The sequence below is a fragment of the Nocardia sp. NPDC004604 genome (assembly GCF_040609795.1).
Classification (GTDB): Bacteria; Actinomycetota; Actinomycetes; order Mycobacteriales; family Mycobacteriaceae; genus Nocardia.
The window spans coordinates 1-18641 of record NZ_JBEXLC010000172.1; the positions used below are offsets into that span (position 1 = coordinate 1).

Here is an 18641-nt window from a genome sequence, read left to right on the forward strand (position 1 = left end):
CTCGTCTCCGCCGGGCTCCCAGTACATGGGCAGGATCGTGAACTTCTTGATCTGCTCCACCCGTGAAAGCTTCGCGTTCGCGTGCGCGATGGCATCGGCGATGACGCGGTGAACCTCCGGATGTCCCGCGAGCGCCGCCGCCGATCTGTCGGGTGAGGCCGCGCTCGCATGCGAATGTCGCTGCGGCCTCGGCGTCGAGAGTGATCAGGGCGGTGATGTACTTGCGGCGGTCGCCGATGGCGGCGATGCAGCCGATGCTGTCGAGCGGTCGCGATGCTGTGTCCGTCCTCATCGTGTCACATTGGGGCCCTTCGGAAGACAGGTGGGAACGAGCTCGTTACTGGCTTACGACGCAGCGGGTTCGTCACCGGGCGTACAGATCACGGGCGATGATCATCTTCTGAATTTGCGGCGTGCCGTCACCGATCTGATAGCCGGATACATCGCGCAGCATGGCCTGCAACGGCATTTCCTCTGACCAGCCGATGTGGCCGTGCAGTACCACGCAGTCGTTGACGGCGGCCAACGCGACCTGCGGAGCCCACCACTTGAGCATGGCCGCCTGTGTGGTGTGCGGCTGGCCGGCCATGCGCAGGCCGAGGGCCTGGTAGGCCAGCGCCCGTACCGCGGAGATATAGGTGCTGTGCTCGGCCAGCGGGAACTGCACGCCCTGGTTCATCGCCAGCGGCTGCCCGAAGGTGGTGCGCTGCTTGGTGTATTCCACCGTCATGTCGATGGCGCGCTGGGCGGTGCCGATCACCATGAGCCCGATCAGGGTCCTGGTGAGGTCGAATTCTCTCATGATCCCGTGGAAGCCGGAGCCTGGTTCGAGCATCACGTAGGAGTCGGGCACGTAGGTGCCATCGAAGGTGAGCGCTCCGCGGCCGATCGGCTTGCAGCCCGGGTCCTCGAACGCCTGCCGCGAGATGGTCGGATCGTCCAGCGGCACGACGAAGCCACCGATTCCTCTGGCGCGTTTGCCCGGATCGGTCTGCGCGAGGACGACGGCGACATCGGCGTGCGGGGCCTGAGTGATGGAGGACTTCTCTCCATACAGTTTCCAGCCGCCCTCGACCCGCTCGGCGCGGCAGGTCAACGCCGAGGCGTCGGAGCCGGTGGCGGGTTCGGTCAGTGCGGTGCAGCCGATGGCTTCGCCGGAGATGAGTTTGGGCAGCCAGTCTTCGCGCACCGCCGCGGGCGCGTGGGCGGCGAAGAAGCTCGTCTGTACATTGACGAAGAAGTACGCCACCGCCATTGTCGAGCAGGCGTAGGCGATCTCTTCGGCGGCCAGTCCGAGGACGAGCAGGTCCGCGCCCTGGCCGCCGTGTTCCTCCGACACGGCCAGTGCGGTGAGGCCCGCGGCGGCCAGCTCACGCAGTTCCGCGCGCGGGTATTCCGTGCTCGCGGCCCGTCCCAGCTGGCCAGGAGTGAACTTCTCGCGGGCGAATTTGCGGATGTTGTCGCGGAAGACGAGGTGATCCTCGTCGAGGATGAATGTGTTCATGATGGTCCGATCAGGTTGCGGGGCTAGGGGATTCAGCGGCCGATGAGTGTGCCGTTTTCGGCGGCGGCGACCACACCGGCAGGCGGTAGAAACCGGTCACCGAACGCCGAGGCGAGTTCCCGGGCGCGGGCGACGAATCCGGCAGGGCCACCGTTGTAGGTGTTGATGAACGACAGCGCACCGCCCGTTCCGGCCGGGAATCCACCCATGACGGAACCGATATTGGCCGTGCCGGCGGATTCGACGACGCCCTCCTCGAGGCAGGCGGCCACCTCCAGCGCCACCCGGAACAGGTACCGGTCGCGCAGATCTTGGAACGGGATGTCTCGGGCGGGTCCGAACGCCTCGCGCAGACCCGGCCACAGCCCGAGGCGCTTGCCGTCGGTGTAGTCGTAGAAGCCCGCTCCGGCGGCGCGGCCCAGGCGCTCGAACTCATCGACCATGCGGATCACGACACCCTCGCCCGCAGTGCGGTTGTCCGCTCCGCCCGCCGCGGCCTCCTGGTCGGCGATGATCTGCCGCGACAGCGACAGGCTCACCTGGTCCAGCACCAGCAGCGGCTGGGTCACCATGCCGTTCTGCATGGCGGCTTGTTCGATCGAGGTAGCGGGCACGCCGTCGGCGACCATTTCGCATGCCTCGAACGTTGCCGCCATGAACAGGCGCGTCAGATAGAAGCCGCGGCCGTCGTTGACCACGATCGGCGTCTTGTTGATCAGGCGGACCGCGTCCACCGCGCGCGACACCGTTTCCCGGCTGGTCAGCTTGCCCTTGACCACCTCGACCATCGGCATCTTGTCCACCGGCGAGGAGAAGTGCATGCCGATGAATGCCTCCGGCCGGGTGACTCCCTCGGCAAGTCCGGAGATCGGAATCTGCGAGGTGTTCGACGCCAGCAGCGCCCCGCCGTCCAGCACCGGCTCGACCTGCCTGTAGGTCTTCTTCTTCAGCTCGGGATCTTCGAACACGGCCTCGATCATCAGATCCGCGCCGGCCAGGTCGGCGTCGTCGGCGGTCGGGGTGATGCGGGCGAGCAGCTCATCGGCTCGCTGCTGGGTCCATCGGCCCTTGGCGACCGCGGCCTCGACCAGTGTGCGCGAGTATGCCTTGCCCCGTTCGGCGGCCTCCAGCGAAATGTCCTTCAGTGCCACGGCCACACCGGCTTTGGCGTATTCGTAGGCGATGCCCGCGCCCATCATGCCCGCGCCGAGCACCGCCACCTTGACTGGACGGAAAGGTGCCACCCCTGCGGGGCGTTCGGTGTTCCGATTCGCCTCTTGCAGATCGAAGAATGCCTGAATCCCATTGGCGGTCAGCGGATTCAGCGCCAGGTTCACGAGGTACCCGGTTTCGATTGTCGACGCCGCGGCGAAGTCGACGAGGCTGCCCTCGACCGCGGCGGCGATCAGATTGCGCGGGGCCGGCAGATCGGCACCCTTGAGCTGCTTGCGGACGGTGGCCGTCAGCGCCAGCACCTGCTGCGACAGTTCGGTCTCGGTGGCGCGTCCGCCCGGCAGGGTGTATCCCTTCCGGTCCCATGGCTGCACGGGAGCCGGGTTGGCGGCGATCCACGCCCGCGCGGCGGGCAGCAGTTCGGTATCGGTGCCGACGACGGCGTCGACCAGTCCGGCCGCGAGCGCCTTGCGCGGGCTGAACTTGGTGCCCTTCAACAGCACGTTCATCAGCGCGCCTGCCAGGCCGAGCATGCGCACGGTCCGCACCACGCCGCCCGCGCCGGGAATCACGCCGAGGGTCACCTCGGGCAGGCCGATCTGAATTCCGGGCCGATCCACGGTCACTCGATGGTGGGTGGCCAGTGCCAGTTCGAGACCACCACCGAGGGCGGTGCCGTTGATCGCGGCCACCACCGGCTTACCCAGGGTCTCCAGCCGCCGCAGCAGCGCCTTGGCTCCGTCGAACAAGTCGGCGATCCGCGCCGCGTCCGCGCTCTGGAGCAGCGGCCCGAGCTCCTTCAGATCCGCACCGGCGCTGAAGATTTCCTTACCGGAGGTGATGATGACACCGGCATAGCTCGCTTGTTCGGTCTCCAGCCGATCCAGGGTGTCGGCCAGCGACTGCCGGAAGGCGGCGTTCCAGGTGTTGATGGCCTGGGAGGGGTCGTCGATGGTCAACACCACGATACCGTCCGCGCCCAGCTGCCAGTCGATGATGTTCTCGCTCATAGTCTTTCAAGTCCTCTCTGGTGCGGCGGATCAGCTCACGCGCTCGACGATGGTGGCGATGCCGACGCCGCCGACCGCACAGAGCGTGACCATGCCGTAGCGCTTGCCGGTGCGGTCCAGTTCGTCGATGACGGTGCCGAGCAGCATGCCGCCGGTCGCGCCCAGCGGGTGCCCCATGGCGATGGCACCACCATTGATGTTGATCTTGTCCACGTCGATGTCGAACTGCTGGGCGAAGGTCAGCACCACGGCCGCGAACGCCTCGTTTACCTCGATCAGGTCGATGTCGTCGATGCTCAGTCCGGCTTTGTCCAGCGCCTTGCGGCAAGCCGGGTATGGGCCGGTGAATCCGATCGTTGTGTCGGATCCGGTGACCGCGGTGGCCACGATCCGAGCGCGCGGGGTGAGCCCGAATTCCTCGCCGATGCGGGCGTTTCCGATGGCGAGCAGCGACGCGCCATCCACGATGCCCGAGGAATTACCCGCGGTGTGCACGTGCTCGATGCGCTCGAGTTCGTGATAGCGCTGCAGCGCAACAGCGTCGAAGCCGCCGTGCTCACCGATCGCCGCGAATGCCGGCTTCAGCTTGCCCAGAGACTTCACGGTGGCGTCCGGACGAATCAGTTCGTCGTGCTCGAGCACGACGACACCGTTGAGGTCCGCGACCGGTATGACGGAATCCTTGAACCGGCCTTCCGCCCATGCTCGGGCCGCGTTCTGGTGTGAGCGCGCCGCGAACCCGTCGAGATCGGTGCGGCTGAAGCCGTACTCGGCGGCCAGCAGATCGGAGGCCGGTCCCTGTGGAATGATCGGAGTGCGCTGGTAGGCATTGGGATCCGAGGCGACAACCATGCCGCCGTCGGAGCCCATCGGAACCCGAGACATGGATTCGACGCCACCGGCGAAGATGAGGTCCTCCCAGCCCGAAGCGATCTTCTGGGCGGCGGTGTTCACCGCTTCGAGTCCGGAAGCGCAGTACCGGTTGAGCTGCACGCCCACTGCGGTCTCGCTCAATCCCGCACGCAGCACTGCCATTTCGGCGATGCCGAAGCCCTGCTCACCGACTGCGCTGACACAACCCAGGATCACGTCGTCGATGCGCTTGGCGTCGATGCCCTCATTGCGTCGCAACAGCTCCCGGATCAGCCCAGTGGCGAGCTCGACCGGCGCAATCGTGTACAGCGCGCCGGTGGGCTTGCCCAGACCCCTTGGAGTGCGAATTGCGTCGTATACCAATGCTTCTGTCGTCATTGCTTTCTGTTTTCCGTTCTGTCGCTTCGGATTCGACGCGACGGTTCCTCCGAATGGAAATGGCTGAGCGGCAGCGTGTTCAGGCCTGACCACGCTCGTAGAGGGCGTCGATTTCGCCTGCGAATTTCTCGGCGATGACGTTGCGGCGCAGCTTCATCGTGGGAGTGATCTCGTCGCTCCCGGGTTCCCAGAACACCGGCAGCACGGTGTACGCCTTCACCTGCTCGACTCGTGACAGTCGCGCGTTGGCGGTGGCGACGGCCTCGTCGAGTTGCAGGCGGACGGCTGGATCAGCTGCCAGCGCGCGCGGGGAAAGATCGATACCGTGCTCGGCGCCGAATGCGGCCGCCGCCTCGGGTTCGAGGGTGATCAGCGCGGTCACGTACTTGCGCCGATCACCGATAGCCACCACGGACCCGACCAGCGGGCTCGCCGCCCGGATCGCGCTTTCGATATTGGCAGGAGACATGTTCTTGCCCGCGGAATTGATGATCAGTTCCTTCTTGCGATCGATGATCGTGACGTATCCGTCGGTGTCGATGACCCCGACATCACCGGTGTGCACCCAACCGTCGGCGGCGACGGTCTCAGCAGTGCGGACCGGGTCGTTTCGATAACCCTTCATCAATCCGGGTGTGCGGACCAGCAGTTCACCGTCATCGAGGCAGCGCATTTCAACCCGGCTCAGCGCCGTGCCGACGGTGCCCACCCGCTGCTCACCCGGGCGGTTGGAAGTCGCCAAGCCGATCTCGGACATGCCCCAGGCCTCGGCCACCGGAATCCCGAGCGCCAGTAGGAATTCCACAGTCTCCGGAGTGATCGGCGCGGCACCGGTGTAGGCGATGGTGGTCTGGTCCAAGCCGATTTGTTCCAGCAGGCGTGCCAGGACCAGACGCTTGGCGAGCAGATGTTGTCCCCGCAGCAGTAGCGGGACGGGTCGGCGCGCGAGATCCGCGGCAACCTTGCGATGGCTGACCTCCAGCGCCCACGCCGCCACCTTGCCGCGCAGTCCCGCCTCCTTGGCCAGAGCGGCGCGCACGGCCGCCTCGACCTTGTACCAGAGCATCGGTACGGTGACGAACACCGTCGGACGCACCACCGGCAGAGCCGCCGCGAGGTCCTTGCTGTCGGGCACCGTATATACCGCCGCACCGGTGATGGCGGGCATGTAGTGGGCAAGCCAGCGGTTGATGGCGTGTGCGTCGGGAAGGTAGGACGCCACCCGTCCGCTGCATCCCGACGCGAACTCCGGAATCCCGAGCATCGCTTCGGTGCCGAATATGGCGTTGCGATGTGACATCTCGACGCCCTTCGGGTCGCCGGTGGTGCCGGAGGTGTAGATGATGGTGATCGTGTCGTCCGCTCGGACTGCACGCCAACGGGATTCGAAGTCGAACTCGGCGTCGCCGAGGGCTTCGAGCTCCGCCAGCGTCATCGTGCCCGCCGGGGCGTTGCCGAGGCAGATGACGTGCTCGACGCGGCTGTCCACCTTGGCTTCGAGCACCCGCTCCAGGAATTGCTCCTCGCACACGACGACGCGGTTCGCCGCATTGCTGAACAGGTAGGCGATTTGCGCCAGGGCATTGGTGTTGTAGACCGAGAAGGGGATCGCGCCCAGGTGGTACGCGGCCGCATCGATCAGATTGAACTCCGGCCGGTTGGTCAGCATGATCGCGACCGTGTCGCCGTGCTGAACGCCGAGTGCCGCCAGCCCCGCGGCGAGTCGGCGCACTCGAGCACCGTATTCACCCCAGGTCAATGCGGTCCCGCCGTCGAGCGTGCGCAGCGCGATATCTCCGGCGCGAGTCGCGCAGGTGTGCTGGAACAGCTCGCACAGCGAAGCTGCCCGTGACAGCCGCGACAGGGTGTTCGAAGTGCTCATGGCGGTCAGTGTGCTGTGACACGAGAACGGGACGCTTGTACCGTGAGTCACAAAGCCGCCGGTCGCGGTTGTGCCGACGCCACGGTCTGCAATGTGCCACCGACGCCACCTGTACATCGACGTACGCCCGGGAGAAATCGATATGCGTCAACCCCGTGACCTGGTCGCGGAGGCCAGAGACTGGTTCGAATCGTTCGCCTACCGTGAGGTGGCCGAGCCGGAGTTGACCACCCTGTCCGGGCGAATGATCGACGCCATTGCCGCCGACGCGCCGGAGATCGGATCCGACGCCGCACTTCGGCCGGCGCTTCGGGTCGCGGTGCACGACGGTGTCGGCGCGTATTTCAGTCAGGGCCCGCATGAACGCCCAGGCGATATCGATCTGCCCAACACCGCCAAAGCCCTCGGGCGCGCACTGGCCCGGCGTGGCTACGACATTGCCCTCCTGCAGCGCTGCTACCGGAGTCTGCAGCGCATTGGCTGGGCCGAGATCATGACCTCGGCCTGCCGCGAGATCACCGATCCGGAGTTGCTGCCGGTGGTGCTGGATCTGCAGTGGGATCACTTGAGCCGCACCATATCCCGGGCAACCGAACGGGCCGAGATGGCCTTCCTCGACGAGACGCGGCGGCAAGCGAGCAGCGTGCTGACCCGCAGGCGCGAGCTCGTCGAGGCGATATTGCGCGAGGAGGCAGTCGATATCGAGCGCAGCACACGGCAACTCGGGCACAACCTCTACGTCCAGCAGACCGGCCTGATCATTTGGACTCTCGACCCCACCGAGGACGATGCCGCCGCAGGGCTCGAGAGGCTGGCAATCGAAATCGCGACCGCGCTCGGCGCTCCACGTCCCCTGACGCTGCCCGCCGGCGGTCGGATGCTCTGGGTCTGGCTGGCCACGCCGGAGGTGCCCGACCTCCGGGAGATCGCTCGCCTTAAGGTATTCCAGCACCGGGAACCGGTCGTGCAGCTGGCCGCCGGGGTGCCCGCCACCGGCGTGGAAGGATTCCGTGTCAGCCATCAGGAGGCACTGCGGGCCTATCGGATCGCCGCCGAGACCGCCCCCGCGCCGGTCACCCTGTACCGCGATGTCGAACTCATCAGCTGTCTGGCCGCCGATATCGCCGCGCTGTCCCGGCTGGTGCGGCGCGAATTGGGCGGTCTCGCGGAGCGGGGCGCGGCGGCCGCGCGGCTGCGCAACACCGCACTGGTGTACCTCGAGCAGGGCAGTATGGCCCGGGCCGCCGAGTCGCTCGGCGTGCACAAGAACACGGTGCTCTACCGGATACAGCAGGTCGAACAGTTGCTGCCGCAGCCGCTCGACGAACACAAGATGGCCTTGGAGGTTGCTCTCCGGGTCGTGGCCGCGCTCGGTGAACGGGTGCTTCCGGAGTGACCGCCGAACGGCCGCCGCGCGAAATGTGCGGCGGCCGATCTATTTTCGGTCAGGCGGTGAGTGCTGCCCAATCGGTGCGGCGGGACCACGTCGGTACTGCCATATGTGATCAAGAGTTTGTCGAGAGTTCTGCCACTGAGGCGTATCTCCCCATGTGTTCGGCGAAAGCCCGCGGGGTGACGGTGCCTACCGCGCACTGGCCCTGGCCGGGCGTTCAGCGCAGGATACGGATCCAATGGCGGATGTCTGCCGGGTCGATGGCGTCGTCGAGTTTCAGTACGGTCGGGTCAGGGCCTTGCCGTTGGCATAGGCGAGCCGGACGAGGTTGTCGAAGGCTTGCTGGTGTTTATCGGACTATCCGAATAGCCGGTATAAGCCAGTCGGCTACACCATAGCCTCACATTCGCTGTCCCAAGCAGAATGTACCGACCGTCGTGATCTACGCCCGCTATTTCTTATCGAATTGCCAGCGCTGGTTCGACCCGTCCCAGCAATTTCCTTGAATCACGTTCGCGCCATGGGCGACGCTGGAGTCCTGCACGTCCAGGCATTGTTCGCTGTTGTAGTTGATCAGGTGGTAGTACAACGGGGCGTCGTTGCCGACCGGCTCCAACTTCCACTGCTGGTTGTCGGTGTCCCGGCAGTCGGCCTGAACCACCGGAGCCCCATGGTCCAGCCTGAAGTCGACGACATCGAGGCATTTCTTGGAATGCTTCACTTGGACCATGAAGTACCCTGCGCGGAACTCCGACTTCACCAGCTTCCAGTTCTGATTCCTTCCGTTCTCGCACCTGGCTTGAAGCACGGGAGCGGTATTGGCGCGGTCGTCCGAGGTCGCGCGTGCGGCGAGTGACCCGTATGCGCTGGGCGAAGGACTGTCCGACCCGTGGGGAGGCACATTCACCGGTGCGCGATTGGCCGGCGAGGCGCTGGCCCGGCTGCCCGCCGAGGACAGCTCGTTGCGGGTCCGGCTGCTCGCCCTGCAGGCCGGTGAGGCCGGATTCACCCGCGGCGCCGACTCCGATTCGATCTCGGCCGAGGCACTCGCCATGGCGCGCGGGGGCGAGGATTTGCTCGGTCGAGGCGGGCGGACAACCGCCGCCGGGTGTGGATGTTGTCGACCTCGGCGGTGTCACGCTGCTGCCGGGGCTGATCGACACGCACGTTCATCTGGCGTTCGACGCCGGGTTCGATCCCGTGGGCGCGCTGCTGACCCGCTCGGACGAGGAGGCGCTCGCGGCCATGATGGACGCGGGACGGGCGTCACTGCGGGCGGGGGTCACGACGGTCCGCGATCTGGGCGATCGCGGCTATCTTTCACTGTGGCTGCGGGATCGGGCCGGGCTTCCGACGATCGTGGTGGCGGGCCCGCCCATCACCAGTCCGGGCGGTCATTGTTATTTCCTCGGCGGGGTGGCGGAGCCGACCGAGTTCGGGATACGCAAGGCGGTGCGTGAACATGTCGACCGGGGCGTGGACGTCATCAAGATCATGGCCAGTGGCCCACCGGGGTGCTGCCGCCGCCGGCGCTACTGACCGCCCTGGCGACCAGAGCCGAACTAGCGGCGCTATTCGGCGATGCCGATGCCGCCACGCACGTGGCCGCCCAATTGCGCCCGCACGCAAACCTTTTCGTCACCGGCGGGGCCGGAACCCTGGCGAACGCAGGCTCGGCCCGCACGTACCTCGGAATCGCGGCGGCGGCCGGGGGGAGTCTCGACGAGGCCGTCCGAGAGCTCCGGCAGGGCATCGCCGCCAATGACGCCGGCGGTACTCCGCCCTACGCCGCGCTCGCCAGATTCGAGCTGGCCCGGGTCCTGGCTCGCCGCCGCAGGCCCGGCGATCTCGACGAGGCCGGCGCACTGTGCACGAATATCGCTGCGACCGCAGGGAAATTGGGCATGGTGCCCCTGCGACGCCGTGCCGACGAGCTCGCAGCCACTCTCCGCGGCGATCGGCCCAGCGGCTTGACCCGCCGCGAGGCCGAGGTCGCCGCGCACGTCGCGCAGGGGCTTACCAACAAACAGATCGCCGCGCTCATGCACATTTCTGAGCGCACAGCCGAAAGTCATGTCCAGCACATCCTCACCGAGCTCGGATTGACCAACCGCACCCAGGTCGCCGCCTGGGCGGCGCAGCAGCGCTGAAATCCGCACCGGCACTGCGTGGGATTACGGATTCTCCTGCTGGGTGATTCGAACACCATCGATCGCGGCGAAGAAAACCTGCATCGCTGCAACCGAATCCCGAGGGCACAACAGTGGCATCGAACTCGGGACGGTTCAACATCGAGCCGATGGTCAATAGACGAGTAGCGGTGCCGATTACATCGGGCGCTGGTAAAGCAGGCGGACGTGGGCAGGTTCGAGTTCTTGTATAGAGCCGACGCCCAGCAGTTTCATCGTGCGCGTGAGCTGAGTGCGGAGGATGTCGATGGCGCGGTCTACACCTGATTCGCCCCCGGCCATCAGGCCGTAGAGATAGGCGCGGCCGATCAGGGTGAAATGGGCGCCCAGGGCTAGCGCGGTGACTATATCGGCGCCGTGCATTATGCCTGTGTCCAGGTGGATTTCGAGGTCGTCGCCTACCTCGTGGACCACCGAGGGGAGCAGGTGTAGGGGGACCGGGGCTCGATCCAGTTGGCGGCCACCGTGGTTGGACAGGATTATGCCGTCTACGCCCAGGGTGGCGAGGCGTTTGGCATCGTCTACCGTTTGGACGCCCTTGACGAGGATTCGCCCGGTCCAGCGGTCGCGGATCCAGGTCAGGTCGTCGAAGTCGACCGTGGGGTCGAACATGGTGTCGAGGAGATCGGCGACGGTGCCGGACCAACGGTCCAGGGAGGCGAAGGCCAGGGGTTCGGTGGTGAGGAAATCGAACCACCAGCGGGGCTTTCGGATCGCGTCGAGGGCGCCCGTCAGGGTTATCGAGGGTGGGACGGTCATGCCGTTGCGCGCGTCGCGGAGGCGAGCGCCGGCTACTGGGACGTCGACTGTGACTACCAGGGTGTCGAAGCCTGCCGTGGCGGCACGGTCGACCAAGGCCAGGGAGCGGTCCCGGTCTTTCCACATGTAGAGCTGAAACCAGTTGCGGGCCTGGGGATTGGTGGCGGCGGCCAGGTCTTCGATGGCTGTGGTGCCCATGGTGGAGAGGGTGAAGGGGATTCCGGCTCGAGCGGCGGCTCGGGCGCCGGCGACTTCGCCTGCGGTGTGCATCATGCGGGTGAAGCCGGTGGGGGCGATGCCGAAGGGCAGCTGGGAGGGTTTGCCGAGGATGGTCGTGCTGGTGTCGATGTCGGCGACGTCGCGGAGAATGGCTGGGCGGAATTCGATGTCTTGGAACGCTTGTCGGGCCCGCTGGAGGCTGATTTCGGCGTCGGCGGCGCCGTCCGTGTAGTCGAAGGCGACCTTGGGTGTGCGTTTGCGAGCCAACTCGCGCAGGTCCCAGATGGTTTGGGCGCGAGCGAGTTTGTGGTCGAGGCCGCCGAAAGGGCGCTCGAACTTCACCAACGGCGCGAGGTCGCGGTATTTCGGGATGCGGCGTTCGGTCACCGGATCGGATTCTCCTGTTGCGCGGCGATATTCGGGCGGCCATTGGGCGCACGCAGCCGGAGTGAGTGCATGCCGCCGTCTACTTCCAGCATGACGCCGGCGGTCGAAGCCGCGTGTGGTCCGGCGAGATACAACACGGCGGCCGCGACCTCTTCGGGGCTGACCAGCCTGCCGTGCGGCTGACGCGCTCGGAGCGCCACGAGTTCCGCGGCAGGATCAGGGGCAGCGGCGAGCAGGCGTTGCACCCAGGGGGTGTCGACCGTGCCCGGATTCACGCAGTTGACTCGAATTCCTTCGGAGAGGTGATCGGCCGCCATGGCGCGCGTCAGTGCGAGGATCGCGCCCTTGCTGGCACTGTAGGCCGCGCGGTTCGGCAGGCCGGTGGTGGCGGCGATCGAGCAGGTGTTCACGATCGCGGCGGCGGGCGAGCGACGCAGGTGAGGTAGAGCGGCGCGGGAAACCCGCACGGCACCGAGCACATTCACGTCCAGGATGCGTTGCCACTCGTCGTCGGCATTGTCCTCGACGGTTCCCTGCGCACCGATGCCCGCATTGTTGACCACGATGTCCAGGCGGCCGAATGCGTCGGCTGCGGTCTCGATGGCCGCGCGCACCGAATCGTCCTCGCACACATTGCATGTCAACGCCAGGCCATCGCGTCCGACCGGTGAGCCCGGCCGCAGATCCAGCACGGCCACCCGCGCACCAGCGAGGCCGAATGCGGTCGCGATCGCCCGGCCGATGCCGGATCCGCCGCCCGTCACCACGGCCGTCAGCCCGTCCAACTCCCCGTAAGTCATACCGACCTCATCCGTGCACTGATCCGATGTTTACAGCTTCGGAAGATAACACCACTCGCCGAACGGAACCCCGCATTCGGCCTATTTTCCGGGAATCAGCCCGGATCAACAACCCTTGCGTTCCCAGACATCGGATGTATAGTCGTGATCCAGATCACTTCTGGCAACGAGGATCACGCATGGCTTTCATTACGGCGCTGGACACGCTGGATATTCGGTTCCCGACGTCGACCCAACTGGACGGCTCGGATGCCATGAACCCCGACCCCGACTATTCAGCGGCCTACGTGATCCTGCGCACCGACGATGCGGCGGTCCCGGACGGCCACGGCTTCGCGTTCACCATCGGGCGCGGCAATGAGGTGCAGCAGGCCGCTATCCACGCCCTCGATCATCTGGTGGTGGGCCGCTCGGTCGACGAGATCACCGGCGATCTGGGCGGTTTCGCGCGTAGCCTGACCGATGATTCGCAGCTGCGCTGGCTGGGTCCGGAGAAGGGCGTCATGCACATGGCGATCGGCGCGGTCGTCAATGCCGCCTGGGACCTCGCCGCCAAACGCGCGGGAAAACCTGTGTGGCAGTTGGTGTCGGAGATGAGTCCGGAAGACCTGGTGGCGCAGGTGGACTTCCGCTACCTGACCGACGCCCTCACCCCCGACGAGGCCCTGACCATCCTGCGCGAGGCCGAACCGGGCCGGGCCGAACGCACCGAACGCCTGCTGGCCACCGGATATCCCGCCTACACTACCTCCGCCGGCTGGCTCGGCTACTCGGATGCCAAGCTGACCCGCCTGGCCCAGCGAGCGGTCGCCGACGGATTCGGCACCATCAAGATCAAGGTCGGCCGCGATCCGGACGAGGACGTGCGCCGGGTCATGCTCGCGCGGCACGCCATCGGACCCGATATCGGCCTGGCCGTCGACGCCAACCAACGCTGGGGCGTCGATGAAGCGGCAGAATGGATTTCGCGGCTGGCTCCGGCCGGGCTGTCTTGGGTCGAGGAACCCACCAGTCCCGATGACATCCTGGGCCACGCCGAGATTCGCCGCCGCGTCGCGGGGGTGCCGATCTCCACCGGCGAGCACGGCCAGAACCGCATCCTGTTCAAACAGCTACTGCAGGCGGGCGCGGTCGACGTCCTGCAAATCGATGCCGCCCGTGTCGCCGGTGTCAACGAGAACATCGCAATCCTGTTGCTGGCGGCCAAGTTCGGGGTTCCGGTCATCCCGCACGCCGGCGGGGTCGGGCTGTGCGAGCTGGTGCAGCACCTGGCGATGATCGACTACATCGCCATCTCCGGCACCATGCAGGGCCGCGCCATCGAATACGTCGACCATTTGCACGAGCATTTCCGCGATCCGGTCCGGGTGGCCGGCGGACGCTATCTCACCCCGCGCGCACCAGGTTTCAGCGCCGAGATGCTCCCGGACTCGCTCCGCGACTACACCTTTCCCACCGGCGCGGCATGGCTGCAGCCGACCACTTTCTCAGCAGTACACCAGGTTTCGGCGAAGGAGCACGAACTCTCATGAACACCAGGATCATCGGCGCGGCAGTAGCCGCCGTACTGGTCGTCGCGGTGGCGGCCTGTTCCCGCGAACAGACTTCCGGCGGCGGTCCCGCCGTGGCTGTCGGGAAGGGCGCCGACAACGGTGTACTGGTCGGCGCGGACCAGCCGCGCTCGGACACCGACTTCTGGAGCGCCTACGCCGGGTATCTCGGCCCGAAGGCCGCCGCGGCCGGGGTGAAGCTGGAGAACACCTCCTCCGACAATGACTCCAACCGGTTGAAATCCAATGTGGACACGCTGCTTTCGAAGGACGTCAAGGCGATCATCATGGCGCCGCAGGACACCGCCGCCGCGAAACCGGCGCTCACCGCCGCCGCCAATAGGAACGTGCCGGTGATCAGCGTCGACACTCGCCCCGACAGCGGCGGCGCCTACATGGTGGTGCGGGCCGACAACCGGGCCTACGGTGCGAACGCCTGCACCTACCTCGGCGAAACGCTCCACGGCACCGGGAAAGTCGTGGAATTCCAGGGTGATCTGGCCTCGATCAACGGCCGCGACCGCTCCCAGGCGTTCGCCGACTGCATGCGGACGAAATACCCGAATATCAAGGTGATCGAAATCCCCACCGAGTGGAAGGCCGACAAGGCCACCTCGGGCCTGCAGGACAAGCTGCTCACCGATCCGGATATCAACGGCATCTACATGCAGGCCGGCGGCGCATTCCTGCAGTCGACACTGGCATTGCTCAAGCGTAGCGGCAAACTAGTGAAAGCCGGTCAGCCGGGTCATATTTCGATCGTGTCCAATGATGGCATCAAGGCCGAGCTCGACGCCATCGACGCGGGCGATATCGACGCCACCGTCTCGCAACCCGCCGATCTGTACGCGCAGTACGCCGCGATGTACGCGAAAGCGGCCGTGGACGGCAAAAAGTTCACTCCCGGTCCGACCGATCACGGCTCAACCATTGTCGACACTGGCGGCGGCCAGCTCGAGGATCAGCTCCCGGCGCCGGTCGTGACCCGCACCGGCGGCAAGGTCGGCGATATGGACACCGTGGCGAGCACCGATCCCGCGCTGTGGGGTCGCGGGCACTGAACGGATCGACACTCTAGCGATGGAAACCGCAGTGCCCGAGACAGTTTCACAGCAACAACCGGATGGTCCACCGGTGGCCGAGGCGATCGGGGTGACCAAGCGGTTCGGCCGCAATATCGCGCTCGATCGCGTCGGATTACGCGTCACCGCCGGCCGCACGCATGCGCTGGTGGGGCGAAACGGCGCCGGGAAGTCGACCCTGGTGTCAATTCTGACCGGACTCGCAGCTCCCGATGAGGGGGAGGTGCGCTTCCAGGGGCACCCGGCTCCGGCCCCCGCCGATCGGGATGCCTGGCGGTCCCGCGTGGCGTGCGTCTACCAGCACTCCACGATCATTCCCGACCTGTCGGTGGCGGAGAATCTGTTCGTCAATCGGCAGGGTTTCGGTGGGCGCCTGGTCAATTGGCGCACGCTGCGGACGCGGGCGCGGGAGCTGCTGGATACCTGGTCGGTGCCGGTTTCGGTCGATACGCTCGCCCGCGAGCTGTCGGTGGAGCATCGGCAACTAGTGGAAATCGCGCGCTCGCTCTCGCACGGCGCGCGGTTCATCATTCTCGACGAGCCGACCGCACAGCTGGACGGTCCCGCCATCAAGCGCCTGTTCGCCAGGATCCGGGACCTCCAGGAACAGGGCGTAACCTTTCTGTTCATCTCCCACCATCTCGATGAGACCTACGAAATCTGTTCCGACGTAACGGTTTTCCGAGATGCCCGGCATATCGTCACGGCTCCGGTCGCCGAACTGGCCAAGCCTGCGCTCATCGCCGCCATGACCGGCGATTCGACGGACTTGGAAACCGCGGTGCCACGACAGGCCCCCGACGCCGTCCGCGCACCGGCATTGAAGGTGGAGAAGCTCACGCGCGTCGGCGAATTCGACGAGATCGACATCGACGTGCGCCCAGGTGAGATCGTCGGACTGGCCGGCGGCGGCAGCAGCGGGCGCATCGAGGTGGCCGAGACCATTGTCGGATTGCGCAGGGCGGCAGGCGGATCGGTACTGGTGGCGGGCAGGCCGCTGCGCGGCGGCGGGGTGCGGGCGGCGCGCGACGCCGGGATCGGATTCGTGCCGCGCGATCGTCACGAGGAAGGGCTGATCCTGTCCATGAGCGTGGCCGACAATGCCACCCTCACCGTGCCGCACAAGCTCGGCCCGTTCGGCCTGCTGTCGCGGCGCAGCCGAGATGTGTTGGCGGGCACCGCCATCGCGGAACTCGATATCAAGACCGATAGCCCGCAGCAGAGCGTCGCCGAACTATCCGGCGGCAACCAGCAGAAGGTGGTGTTCGCCCGTGCCCTGGCCACCGAACCGCGAGTGCTGGTGCTGATCACCCCCACCGCAGGAGTCGACGTGCGCTCCAAGGAAACTCTGCGCGCGGTGGTGCGCGCCGCCGCCGATCGCGGCACCGCCGTCCTCGTCGTCTCCGACGAACTCGACGATCTGCGCGACGCCGACCGAGTGCTGGTCCTGGTGCAGGGACGGCTCACCGCCCGCTTCGACAAGGGCTGGAACGACCGCGAGCTCGTCACCGCCATGGAAGGACTGCTATGACCCGGACCGCGACCGAAACCGGTGCGCCCACCGCGGCTCCGCCGCACCGGGCGCGAATCGACGTGCGCTGGAGCACATTCCGCGATCTGCTACTGGTGCCGCCGATCCTGCTGGCACTGGTGGTCGGATACTTCATCAATACCAACTTCGTCTCGACAGCCAATCTCACCAATGTGCTGAGCACCATGAGCGGTATTTCGCTGCTGGTGCTGGCCGAGGTGCTGGTGCTGGTGGTCGGCCGGATGGACCTCTCGCTGGAATCCACCTTCGGCCTCGCGCCGGGGGTGGCGATCTGGGTGACCATGGGCACCACCGAGGTCGGCGCCTTCACCTGGGCGTCGCCGTGGATGACCATTCCGATCGCGCTACTGGTGGGCGCGGCGGTCGGTGTGGTCAACGGCCTGCTGATCGTGCGCTTCGGCCTCAACGGGTTCATCGTGACGCTGGCGATGCTCATCGCCCTGCGCGGGCTGCTGACCTTCCTCACGTCCGGGTTCACCCTGACCAAGATTCCGGACTCGGTCGAATGGCTCGGCAATGCACGAGTTCTGGGCCTGCCGGCAAATGTGATCATCGCCCTGGCATTGTTCGTGATCGGATATCTGGTGCTGAACTACACCACGGCCGGGCGGGCGGTGTACGCGGTCGGCGGCAATGAGGCTGCCGCGCGAGCCGCCGGTATTCGCACCGATCGGGTGGTCATCGCCGTGCTGGTGATCGCCGGGGTGCTGGCCGCGATCGGCGGGCTCATCTACTCCGGGCAGTTCGCCAGCGTCCAGGTCAGCCAGGGCGACGGGATGATCTTCAATGTGTTCGCCGCCTGCGTTATCGGCGGCGTGTCACTCAATGGCGGGCGCGGGTCGGTGGTGGGCGCGTTCTTCGGAATCCTGATTCTCACGCTGATCCAGAAGCTGCTGTCCTATGGCGGGGTGAGCGCGGATTCGCTGAAGTTCATCAATGGGGCGCTCATCCTCGTCGCCCTGGTCATCACTCGCATCGCCAGCGGACGGCGGCAGGAGTGAGCATGCGAATCGCCTTGCACACCAGGCTGAAACCGGGTGCGGAGGCCGAGTACGAGGCCGCCCATCGCACGGTACCGGCCGACCTCGTCGCGGCCATTCGCGCCGCCGGTGCGACCGACTGGACCATCTGGCGCAGCGGGTTGGATCTGTTCCATGTCATCGACTGCGACAGCTATGACGAGCTACTGGCCGAACTGGCTGGTTTGCCGGTGAATATCGCCTGGCAGGCTCGCATGAGCGGGTTCACCGATGTCCCCCACGACTATTCGGCGCCGGAGGCCGGTTTGCCGGTGATCTGGGAGCTGAACCCGCGACCGCGTGCCGAGGTGGTGCTCGGTGGTGCGGGGTATGCCGGGCTGTACCGTTCGGTCGACGAGGACGCGGCGCAGCAGGCGCTGGAAGCGGCGTGGGCGGCCGGGATTCGGAGTTTCGATACGGCACCGCACTACGGCGGCGGGCTCGGCGAGGAGCGCCTCGGCCGGTTCCTGCGTGAGCGAAACCGTTCGGAGTTCACGGTTTCCACCAAGGTGGGGCGGTTGCTGTACGACGACCCGGACGCGCCCGACGGGGCCGATGAGTTCTACGGCGCGCCCAAACGGTCACGGCGGCTGGACTATTCGGCGAAAGGCGTACGGCTGTCGCTGGAGCAATCGCTGATTCGGCTCGGGCTGGATCGGGTGGATCGGATACTCGTACACGACCCCGAGGCACATATGGACCAAGCCCTGGGCGAGGCACTGCCGGAGCTGGAACGGATGCGGGCCGAAGGGCTGACCGCTGGAATCGGTATCGGCGTCAACCACGTCGAGACCGCATTGCGGTTCGTGCGGGAGTCGGCCATCGACACCGTCATGATTGCCGGGCGGTCCAGCAATGAGTACCGCCCGGC

Annotated in this window: 15 protein-coding genes; 8 read left to right on the forward strand and 7 right to left on the reverse strand. The window is 66.4% G+C overall.

Annotation, left to right across the window (positions count from 1 at the left end):
* Positions 1–364 precede the first annotated feature (364 nt).
* The 4 genes from ABZW16_RS37660 to ABZW16_RS37675 all read right to left on the reverse strand — a co-directional run bounded on the left by ABZW16_RS37660 (position 365) and on the right by ABZW16_RS37675 (position 6820).
* Positions 365–1504: an acyl-CoA dehydrogenase family protein gene (locus ABZW16_RS37660; RefSeq protein WP_354960916.1), complete on the reverse strand. Its 1140-nt coding sequence runs from the start codon at positions 1502–1504 to the stop codon at positions 365–367.
* Positions 1505–1536: 32 nt separating this feature from the next.
* Positions 1537–3687 carry a 3-hydroxyacyl-CoA dehydrogenase NAD-binding domain-containing protein gene (locus ABZW16_RS37665; protein ID WP_354960917.1) on the reverse strand — a complete coding sequence of 717 codons (2151 nt, stop codon included), beginning with the start codon at positions 3685–3687 and terminating at the stop codon, positions 1537–1539.
* Positions 3688–3717: 30 nt separating this feature from the next.
* On the reverse strand, positions 3718–4938 hold the full coding sequence (locus ABZW16_RS37670; protein WP_354960918.1) for an acetyl-CoA C-acetyltransferase: 1221 nt from the start codon (positions 4936–4938) through the stop codon (positions 3718–3720).
* 79 nt (positions 4939–5017) lie between these two features.
* Positions 5018–6820, reverse strand: a complete 1803-nt coding sequence (locus ABZW16_RS37675) for an AMP-dependent synthetase/ligase (protein WP_354960919.1) — start codon at positions 6818–6820, stop codon at positions 5018–5020.
* Positions 6821–6962: 142 nt separating this feature from the next.
* Between ABZW16_RS37675 and ABZW16_RS37680 the strand changes: the two genes are divergently transcribed.
* Entirely contained in the window at positions 6963–8216 is a 1254-nt protein-coding gene (locus ABZW16_RS37680; protein WP_354960920.1) for a helix-turn-helix domain-containing protein, read from the forward strand.
* 448 nt (positions 8217–8664) lie between these two features.
* Here the strand turns inward: ABZW16_RS37680 and ABZW16_RS37685 are convergent, their stop codons facing one another.
* A complete protein-coding gene (locus ABZW16_RS37685; RefSeq protein ID WP_354960921.1) occupies positions 8665–9267 on the reverse strand; it encodes an RICIN domain-containing protein in 603 nt (200 codons plus the stop codon).
* A gap of 56 nt (positions 9268–9323) precedes the next feature.
* On the opposite strand from ABZW16_RS37685, the gene ABZW16_RS37690 reads away from it, so the two are divergent.
* Both ABZW16_RS37690 and ABZW16_RS37695 read left to right on the forward strand, forming a co-directional pair.
* Entirely contained in the window at positions 9324–9752 is a 429-nt protein-coding gene (locus ABZW16_RS37690; protein ID WP_354960922.1) for an amidohydrolase family protein, read from the forward strand.
* Positions 9728–10363, forward strand: coding sequence for a helix-turn-helix transcriptional regulator (locus ABZW16_RS37695; protein ID WP_354960923.1), 636 nt, complete (start codon positions 9728–9730; stop codon positions 10361–10363). The genes ABZW16_RS37690 and ABZW16_RS37695 overlap by 25 nt, the downstream gene beginning before the upstream one ends.
* A 177-nt stretch (positions 10364–10540) precedes the next feature.
* Here ABZW16_RS37695 and ABZW16_RS37700 read toward each other — a convergent pair whose 3' ends face one another.
* Positions 10541–11767 carry an alpha-hydroxy acid oxidase gene (locus tag ABZW16_RS37700; RefSeq protein ID WP_354960924.1) on the reverse strand — a complete coding sequence of 409 codons (1227 nt, stop codon included), beginning with the start codon at positions 11765–11767 and terminating at the stop codon, positions 10541–10543.
* Entirely contained in the window at positions 11764–12567 is an 804-nt protein-coding gene (locus tag ABZW16_RS37705; RefSeq protein ID WP_354960925.1) for an SDR family oxidoreductase, read from the reverse strand. Before ABZW16_RS37705 ends, ABZW16_RS37700 begins: the two co-directional genes overlap by 4 nt.
* Before the next feature lie 179 nt (positions 12568–12746).
* On the opposite strand from ABZW16_RS37705, the gene ABZW16_RS37710 reads away from it, so the two are divergent.
* From ABZW16_RS37710 to ABZW16_RS37730, 5 genes are all read left to right on the forward strand, one after another.
* Complete coding sequence (locus tag ABZW16_RS37710) at positions 12747–14099, forward strand: enolase C-terminal domain-like protein (protein WP_354960926.1); 1353 nt, start codon at positions 12747–12749, stop codon at positions 14097–14099.
* Positions 14096–15178, forward strand: a complete 1083-nt coding sequence (locus ABZW16_RS37715) for a sugar ABC transporter substrate-binding protein (RefSeq protein WP_354960927.1) — start codon at positions 14096–14098, stop codon at positions 15176–15178. The genes ABZW16_RS37710 and ABZW16_RS37715 overlap by 4 nt, the downstream gene beginning before the upstream one ends.
* Positions 15179–15197: 19 nt before the next feature.
* Positions 15198–16730, forward strand: coding sequence for a sugar ABC transporter ATP-binding protein (locus tag ABZW16_RS37720; RefSeq protein ID WP_354960928.1), 1533 nt, complete (start codon positions 15198–15200; stop codon positions 16728–16730).
* Positions 16727–17752, forward strand: coding sequence for an ABC transporter permease (locus tag ABZW16_RS37725; protein WP_354960929.1), 1026 nt, complete (start codon positions 16727–16729; stop codon positions 17750–17752). Before ABZW16_RS37720 ends, ABZW16_RS37725 begins: the two co-directional genes overlap by 4 nt.
* A gap of 2 nt (positions 17753–17754) precedes the next feature.
* The coding region (locus ABZW16_RS37730; protein ID WP_354960930.1) for an aldo/keto reductase at positions 17755–18641 on the forward strand (887 nt) is incomplete at its 3' end.

Coding starts and splice junctions, on each gene's coding strand:
- ABZW16_RS37660 (WP_354960916.1), bottom strand. CDS start 1,504: ATGAACACATTCATCCTCGACGAGGATCACCTCGTCTTCCGCGACAAC.
- ABZW16_RS37705 (WP_354960925.1), bottom strand. CDS start 12,567: ATGACTTACGGGGAGTTGGACGGGCTGACGGCCGTGGTGACGGGCGGC.
- ABZW16_RS37720 (WP_354960928.1), top strand. CDS start 15,198: ATGGAAACCGCAGTGCCCGAGACAGTTTCACAGCAACAACCGGATGGT.
- ABZW16_RS37680 (WP_354960920.1), top strand. CDS start 6,963: ATGCGTCAACCCCGTGACCTGGTCGCGGAGGCCAGAGACTGGTTCGAA.
- ABZW16_RS37725 (WP_354960929.1), top strand. CDS start 16,727: ATGACCCGGACCGCGACCGAAACCGGTGCGCCCACCGCGGCTCCGCCG.
- ABZW16_RS37685 (WP_354960921.1), bottom strand. CDS start 9,267: ATGGCGAGTGCCTCGGCCGAGATCGAATCGGAGTCGGCGCCGCGGGTG.
- ABZW16_RS37715 (WP_354960927.1), top strand. CDS start 14,096: ATGAACACCAGGATCATCGGCGCGGCAGTAGCCGCCGTACTGGTCGTC.
- ABZW16_RS37710 (WP_354960926.1), top strand. CDS start 12,747: ATGGCTTTCATTACGGCGCTGGACACGCTGGATATTCGGTTCCCGACG.
- ABZW16_RS37670 (WP_354960918.1), bottom strand. CDS start 4,938: ATGACGACAGAAGCATTGGTATACGACGCAATTCGCACTCCAAGGGGT.
- ABZW16_RS37665 (WP_354960917.1), bottom strand. CDS start 3,687: ATGAGCGAGAACATCATCGACTGGCAGCTGGGCGCGGACGGTATCGTG.
- ABZW16_RS37675 (WP_354960919.1), bottom strand. CDS start 6,820: ATGAGCACTTCGAACACCCTGTCGCGGCTGTCACGGGCAGCTTCGCTG.